At 66.3% G+C, this 5,667-nt stretch carries 7 protein-coding genes and 1 tRNA gene; 6 read left to right on the forward strand and 2 right to left on the reverse strand.

All coding sequences use genetic code 11. The features are described from left to right. Positions 1–235: 235 nt before the first annotated feature. From ACTIDRAF_RS0216915 to ACTIDRAF_RS35360, 5 genes are all read left to right on the forward strand, one after another. Positions 236–667, forward strand: a complete 432-nt coding sequence (locus ACTIDRAF_RS0216915; protein WP_016699907.1) for an NUDIX domain-containing protein — start codon at positions 236–238, stop codon at positions 665–667. Positions 668–799: 132 nt separating this feature from the next. Further along, the gene (locus ACTIDRAF_RS33885) at positions 800–1,903 is read left to right on the forward strand and encodes an AlbA family DNA-binding domain-containing protein (RefSeq protein ID WP_157163088.1); all 1,104 of its coding nucleotides are present in this window, start codon (positions 800–802) and stop codon (positions 1,901–1,903) included. 411 nt (positions 1,904–2,314) lie between these two features. Beyond that, on the forward strand, positions 2,315–2,572 hold the full coding sequence (locus tag ACTIDRAF_RS35020) for a hypothetical protein (RefSeq protein WP_016699908.1): 258 nt from the start codon (positions 2,315–2,317) through the stop codon (positions 2,570–2,572). Positions 2,573–2,583: 11 nt separating this feature from the next. Next, entirely contained in the window at positions 2,584–2,799 is a 216-nt protein-coding gene (locus ACTIDRAF_RS35355) for a replication-relaxation family protein (protein ID WP_016699909.1), read from the forward strand. Positions 2,800–2,885: 86 nt separating this feature from the next. After that, positions 2,886–3,419 (forward strand): replication-relaxation family protein, encoded by a 534-nt coding sequence (locus tag ACTIDRAF_RS35360; protein WP_483446988.1) that lies wholly within the window; start codon positions 2,886–2,888, stop codon positions 3,417–3,419. A gap of 242 nt (positions 3,420–3,661) precedes the next feature. Here ACTIDRAF_RS35360 and ACTIDRAF_RS0216925 read toward each other — a convergent pair. Both ACTIDRAF_RS0216925 and ACTIDRAF_RS33890 read right to left on the reverse strand, forming a co-directional pair. Further along, positions 3,662–3,738 (reverse strand) — tRNA-Ile (locus tag ACTIDRAF_RS0216925). A 274-nt stretch (positions 3,739–4,012) separates the two neighbouring features. Beyond that, positions 4,013–4,480, reverse strand: a complete 468-nt coding sequence (locus tag ACTIDRAF_RS33890) for a PepSY domain-containing protein (protein WP_016699911.1) — start codon at positions 4,478–4,480, stop codon at positions 4,013–4,015. 554 nt (positions 4,481–5,034) lie between these two features. On the opposite strand from ACTIDRAF_RS33890, the gene ACTIDRAF_RS0216935 reads away from it, so the two are divergent. Beyond that, complete coding sequence (locus tag ACTIDRAF_RS0216935) at positions 5,035–5,625, forward strand: AAA family ATPase (protein ID WP_016699912.1); 591 nt, start codon at positions 5,035–5,037, stop codon at positions 5,623–5,625. Positions 5,626–5,667: the final 42 nt, after the last annotated feature.

The raw sequence follows: 5,667 nt of genomic DNA on the forward strand, positions 1-5,667 counted from the left end.
CCCCCAGCCCAGCCGCTCCGGGCGGTCCCAGGAGCACCTTGCCGACCAACCAGCCGCGCGACGACTCAAGCACCCACGAGGCATGGCTTCGACCTCGCCGCAGAGGCCGGACCACCCCAACCGGAGCCACCTCCGGCACCAACTCCGCCACGCCCGCCGCGACATCCTCGACGGTAGGCTCTGAGATCGTCACAAGCCGCAACCCTAAACGCACCGACCGACACGAAGGGCACACATGAGCGCCGCCACCACCGAGATCATCGCCCGCGCTGTCATCCGCCGCGACGGCCAGCTCCTCGTGGCGCGCCAACGCAACAAGTCCTGGTCGTTTCTGCCGGGCGGCCACGTCGAACCCGGCGAGCGGGTGGAAACCGCCCTCGTCCGCGAACTGGGCGAGGAACTCGGCACCGAAGCCAAGATCGCAGGCTTCGTCGGCGCGGTCGAGCACGGCTACATCGAAGACGGCACCACCCACCACGAAATCAACCTCGTCTTCGAGGTCGCCATCACCGACACAGAGCCGGTCAGCCAGGAAGATCACCTTGAGTTCTACTGGCTGCCGCTGGATCAGCTCGCGGAGGCTGACGTACGGCCCGGTGCGCTGAAGAGCGCACTCGTCACGGCAGGAGACGACCGCACGCCGTTTTGGCACGGCTGGAACGGCTGACTCAGCGAACGGGCGCAGAGCCCGGTGTTGATGCCAGCGCCGGAACAACGTGCCTGGTCACGCCAGTACGGATGCGGAGCCCGTCGCCTCCAGCGTCCCGAACTCTGTTGGCCACGCATCTATGATCACCGAATGCGGTCCTTAGTGTGGTCAGCGGAGCTGGGATGTCTGGTCGATCCTGACGGCAACGCAGTCGGCGGACGCCGTGATGGCGCTCTGTCGTTTGAGCGAGCTGGCATAGTCGATGTACCAACGGATATCGAGCTGAACCTTGCGGATTTCAATAGCGATTCGGTGAAAGATTTTGTCACCTTATCTGAATCACTGCCGGGTGCGCCATGCAGGCGCCTATTTGTCCTCTGGGCTGATGGCGCCGAAGTTAATCCAATCCTTCTCGGGATAACTTCACCACGCGATTTAACCGTAGAGATCGCGTTGGAGCGTGCGATTCCTTTTGGCGAGCAAGATGCTCACTCAGTAGTGGCGTCGGTCTTATCGCGCGTTGGGTGCACGGTTGAACAGTTGAAATATGTAGTCGACAGTGCATACGACTCCGCAGGCGGATGGGAATTGTTTGCGCGAGTGACGAACCCAGGCGTACGGCTGGCTGACCTAGCAGCCGCGTTGGCCGAAGCAGCTCGTTTGCTGGCTGTCTCGCCGGAGAGAAACCCTGGACGGCAGGATAAGGCTACCGTGCTTGCCAACCTCCGCAAGGGGGCGCACGATGCGATGATTGGGTTGCAAGAGAATTCCTGGCTTGAATTCAAGCAATCGGTTAACCTGACCTCGGAGGCCGCGAAAATCGAACTCGCGCAGGACGTGTCGCGCTTCGCTAATGCTGAATCGGGCGGCATTTTGTCGATAGGCTATCGGACTGAGAAGCGCGCAGGCCTTGACACGGTGGCGAAACCGACTCCGGTGCCTACCTCGATGGCCACGGCGTCCCAATGTGAGAAAGTGATCGACAGCCGTGTTTATCCGATGATTCGCGGACTTGAGGTATTTGAAATCTCAGCGGGAAACGGGCTCGGCGTGATCACCATCGTTGTTCCCGCCCAGATGGAAGATGATAAGCCCTTTCTCGTTCACGGAGCGATCGTGGAAGGCGAAATCGAGGGAGGATTTTTCTCGATAGTACGCCGCAGAGGAGAAGGATCGGTCCCAATCTCTGCTCGCGAAATACACGCGGCACTTGCGGCAGGGCACAAAATTCTCCGTGGTTCTCGCCACGGTTGATCAACACCTCGGCGCGTAGCTTACAGCGCGCCGAACAACGCGGTGTCCAAATTCGGCGCCGATTCGCCTCTCCTGTTGTGCGAGGGTTCCTGGCACAATGAGGGAGGCGCATTGATCACGCCCGCCAGCGGAGCCGCAGGCAGCGGCAGCCAGGTCACCACCCCGGGATGTGTTTTCGGTCGCATCTTTTATGATCGTGTCCGATCAGGGGTGTGTTTTTCGGACTTCAGGGGCGCTACAGGGTCCGAACGACACGAGGTGGTGAGCATGGCTGATCACAGGGACAAGGACGAGGAAGCCCGCGCGGCTGGTGTGGCGGGTGGCCCTGCGGATGCGGCTGCGGGTGCGATGCGTCCCAGGGCCGTAGGGGCATCCGCAGGGGGCGCTGGCTCCACTGTCGCAGGTCAGGGCGTGGACAAGGCGCGTGGCGCGCTTGCCCGACTGATTGGTCACAATCAGTCTCTTTTCACCCATGGCGCGGGGCGGCGCAGCCGCAGCCAGAGGAAGGCGGCAGGAGGGCCGGACGGGGCGCTGTGGGCGCAGCTCACGCCTCGGGATCGCGTCGTGCTCGAACTCGTGGCGGAGCATCATGTTCTGACCACCGAGCAGCTTCGCGCGTTGCTGTTCCCGTCGATCTCCCGCGCGCTCAGCATCGGCTGCTGGCGCTGACTGAGGCTGGCGTGCTGTGGCGCACGCAGCCGTATCGTGCCGAGGGCGGCTCGAAGCCGTTTCACTACCTGCTCGGCTATCGCGGCGCCGAACTGCTCGCCGCCCAGCGCGGCAGCGCGCCGCCGCGTCCGGCCACGCACGCCGACCGGCTGCGCCGCATCCTCGAATCGCCGCGTTTGGCGCATTTGTTGGGGGTGAATCAGTTCTTCGCCGAGCTGGGCGAGTAATCCCGCCGCACGGGGTTGGGCACGTTCCTGGCGACGAACGGGGATTCGACCGCGAAGGGCTGCACACTTGGCGCTCCGAGCAGTGGATCAGGGACTTCTACGAGCGCACAATCACCCCGGACGGCTACGGCTGCTGGCACGAACGTGGCGGCTGGTTGGGATTCTTCCTAGAGCACGACACCGGCACCGAACCCATCTACAAGGTGGCGGACAAAATCGACCGCTACACCAGCAGCGAGCGATCCGGAGACCCGTGGGATGTGGCCCGCCGGTTGGCGGGCATGGTGCTGATCTGGACCAGCAGCACCCGCCGCGAAAACCTCCTCCGGAGATCCCTACAGGCCAAGGGTTCCCCGGTTCCGGTGGCCACCGCTGCCCGTGAACATGGGCACCCGGACGGCCCGGCCGGTGAGGTGTGGTCCGTGGTGACCACCGAGCCGGAGTTGGCGCGCCGTGTCCGGCTCGGCGCGCTGCCCGCCGTGATCGGCGGTACCACCGACAACGGCACCCCGAGAGTGCTCGCCAACCTCACCCGCCCGACCCCGGCCGCTGCGGCGGCGGACAGCCCGCCGAGCACTCGACGCGGAACCCACCGCGCCCGACACGGCCACGCTCGCTGAGGTCGCCGAGCACATCACCCACGTCATCGGCTCCGGCACCGACCAGACCCGCAAAGCCCTGATCGAAACCCTCATCGCCGAAATCAAGATCACCGGACCCGGCACCGTCGTCCCCGTCCTCCGTATCCCCCAACCCCACATCGACGGGACAGTCGAGATAGCAGCAGACACAAACACAGCCCTGACCAGCGACAACGCGCCAGCCAGGGCCGGTAAGGAAGGTGTTCGGGCAATGACCAATTTGGTGGGGCAGGTGGGGCTCGAACCCACGGCCAAGGGATTATGAGTCCCCTGCTCTGACCAACTGAGCTACTGCCCCCAGTCTCCGTGGTCGCTCTCCGGCCGCCGGCGCGAGCGGGAGCGAACGCGGCCCGATCCTAGCGGAGCGCGTACGGGCATTCACAAGCCCGCCGGACACGGCCGACCCGGCCCAGGCGTCCACAGTGGGGCGTTCCCGGGCCGCCTGGCCACGGCTTCACCTGCTCCTTCGCCACGGGAACGTGAGTAGGGCCGGTGCCTGGTGGCACCGGCCCTACCCGGTGGTTCGACGCGGCCTGTTCAGGCCTGCCGGCCGAAGCCACCTCGGCTGCTGCTCAGTCGTCGTCCCGGTCCTCCTCGTAGCCGATGATGTCGCCGGTGACCGCGTCGATGTCGATGTCGTACTCCATCCGGTCCTTGCGGAGTTCGATCTCCCACTCGTACCGGCCGTCGTCCTCGTCGAGTTCGACCTCGGTCACCCGGGCGCCGGGGACGCGCTCCAGGGCGATCCGCTCGGCCTCCTCGTAGCTGATCTTCGGTCCGTTTTCCCGGGCCTCGGCGCTGGTGGCCTCCACGGTCTCCACGGACCTCGGGTCCCAGTCGTCCCGGTCATCGCGGTCGTCCCCGTCGTCGTCCCGCTCGACGTTGTTCACGGCGGCGTTGCCGGAGTTCTCCCAGTGCTGCGCGCTCGTCGCCGGCACGGTCTCGCTGTTCCCGCCGTCGTTGAGCGCCATGGCCGTGCCGCCGATGGCGAGCAGGCCCACAGCTCCGACGACCGCGGCGACCATCTTCGGGTTCTTCATGGTGGTTCCCTTCCTTCTCCTGGTGGGTCCCGAGTCGCTGTCCGGCTCTCCCGGCCTGGTCTCGGGGGTGTTCCCCTCGGTGTGGGACCAAGATTGCCGTTCCCGGTGATAGGGCCGCGCTGTCTGACTCCTAAGGGGAGGTAAAGATCGGCGGAGGCGGTCGTGCGACCGGTGGGTGAACCAACATTCAGTGCTGTGACCTGCTGGTTTTCCCGATCCGCCCGGTGCGGTGGCGCCGTCGGCCTCCCGGGGGCGGGGCATCGTCGCGGGGTCCGGCGGAACGGGACGCGGCCTTCGGGGCACACCGGCCGAGGAGGAGCGGGGCGTGCGTCGCTGGAGGCTGCGAGGCCGGTGCGCTCGCTCGAACGTCCGAGGTCGTGCTCGGCCGTCCCATCCCGGCGTCTCGCGCCGCGTGTGGTGCCGCGTCCGACCGGATGTCGGAGTGGCGCGGGCGTTCGAGGGCGAATGGCGGCGGAGCGGAGGAGGTGCGCGGTGCGGGTGATGGCGATGGGTGATCGTTGGGTCGCACACCGTGGGCAGTAGTCTGCACGTCCATGTTGATCTGGATCAACGGGCCGTTCGGCGTCGGGAAGACGCAGGTGGCCCACGAGCTGGAGCACCGTCTGCCCGGGAGTTTCGTCTGCGATCCCGAACAGCTCGGTTTCGCGTTGCGGCGGATGACACCTCCCGCGCGGCGGGGTGATTTCCAGGATCTGCCACTGTGGCGGCGTGGCGTCCGGGAGTTCCTCTCCGGCCTGGTCGACGACCACGACGGACACGTGATCGTGCCGATGACGTTGATCAACCCGGACTACCACGACGAGATCGTCGGTGGGCTCCGCCGGCACCACCCGGACCTGCGGCACCTCACGCTGCTCACCTCGGAGCAGTCGCTGCTGCGTCGGATCCGGTACCGGGGTGAGGGGAGGGCGAGTTTCGCGGCGAACCAGGCACGGCGCTGCCTGGACCTGCTGAGCACTCCCCGGTTCGACGTGCACGTCGACACCGAGCACCAGACGATCGCCGAGGTCGCCGAGGACATCGCGGAGCACTGCGGTCTGCGGTTGTCCGAGAGCGCCGAGCACCCGGTGCGCCGGGTCGTCCGCCGGGTGGGTGTTCAGCTGCGGCACGTGCGTTTCGACTAGGCGTGGGCTGGTACCGGCCGCGCCCGCGCCGGCGCGGCCGGG

Source organism: Actinoalloteichus spitiensis RMV-1378 (assembly GCF_000239155.1).
GTDB lineage: Bacteria > Actinomycetota > Actinomycetes > Mycobacteriales > Pseudonocardiaceae > Actinoalloteichus_B > Actinoalloteichus_B spitiensis.